This is a genomic window from Pseudonocardia pini (genome assembly GCF_013870575.1).
GTDB classification, from domain to species: domain Bacteria; phylum Actinomycetota; class Actinomycetes; order Mycobacteriales; family Pseudonocardiaceae; genus Pseudonocardia; species Pseudonocardia pini.
The window spans coordinates 1-1,276 of record NZ_JACBXB010001128.1 but is presented as its reverse complement, the minus strand read 5'-3'; the positions used below and the strand labels follow the sequence as shown (position 1 = coordinate 1,276).

The following is a 1,276-nucleotide window of genomic DNA, read 5'->3' as shown; positions in this document are numbered from 1 at the left end:
ACGTGTCCCCCGGTCAGCTCGTCTTCCTGGTGGCGGCCAGGGTCACGGTGAGGGCCGCGATCGCGCCGGCGGCGGCGAGGCGGAAGGGCTTGCGCATGGTTACTCCTGAGGATTCCGACCCGGTCCCCCCGGGCCTTTCGAGTGTTGTTCGGTGCGGTTTCCCGAACGGTTCGACTTCTTTTCGAGAAAATCCGCTTCGGTGGCCGAGCCGGATCGGTTCGGTCTCGTTCCGGTGTCTTCTCAGGCCACCGTGAAAATGGTCGCGGGCCAGCCGGAGGCGCCGTCGGGGATGGGGTCGGCGCGCTGTTCGGTCTGCACCACGCCGTCCGCGTCCGTGGCGCGCACCTGCACGGTGTGGCTGCCGGGGGAGAGGTCGAAGTCCGCGGTCCACATCCGCCAGGTGCGGCCGCTCACCTCGCTGGAGAGGGTCGCCGCGCGCCACCCGCCGCCGTCCATCCGGACCTCGACGGCGCTGATGCCGCGCGGCTGCGACCAGGCGATCCCCGCGCACGTCACGCGGCCCGCGGGTACGGTCTCGAAGCCGCGCGGCCGGTCCACCCGCACCTCGGTCTTGATCGGGGCGCGTTCGGCCCAGCCGCGGTCGAGCCAGTAGGAGCGGCGGGCGTCGAAGGTGGTCAGCTCCAGGTCGACGAGCCACTTGGTCGCGGACACGAAGCCGTAGAGGCCGGGCACCAGCATCCGCACCGGGAAGCCGTGCTCGGGTGGCAACGCCTCGCCGTTCATCCCCACGGCGAGCATCGCCCCGCGGTCACGCTCCAGCACGACGTCGGTGGGGGTGCCCGCGGTCCAGCCGTCGACGCTCGTCGCGAAGATCTGCTCCGCACCGGGCCGCACCCCCGCCTCGAGCAGCAGGTCCCGCAGGTCGATCCCTACGAAGGTCGCCGTCGAGACCAGGTCCCCGCCGACCGGGTTGGACACGCAGGTCATGGTCACCGTCCGCTCGACGAGCGGGCGCGCGAGCAGGTCGTCGAAGCTCAGCGTGAGCTCGCGGTCGACCATCCCGTGCAGCCTGAGGGCCCAGTCCTCCGCGCGGACCTCGGGGACCCGCAGCGCGACGTCGATCCGGTAGAAGCTCGCGTTCGGCGTGAGGAAGGTGGGGGTGCCGAGCTCGGCGAAGTCCGCCCCCACGGGGATCGCCGGGGCCCGCTCGACGAGCCGGGCCCGCGCGAGCCGGTCGGTCACCGCGCGGCGGGAGTCGGCGAGCCGGGCGGCGAGGGTGCCCAGCACCCGGGCGCCCGACGCCCCGAGCGGATGG

General features: G+C 73.0%; 1 protein-coding gene. It reads right to left on the bottom strand.

Features of this window, described 5'->3' with window-relative positions:
- Positions 1 to 240: 240 nt before the first annotated feature.
- Positions 241 to 1,276, bottom strand: a 1,036-nt coding sequence (locus H5J29_RS33145; RefSeq protein ID WP_181784826.1) for a molybdopterin-dependent oxidoreductase, incomplete at its 5' end; no start/stop codon positions are given.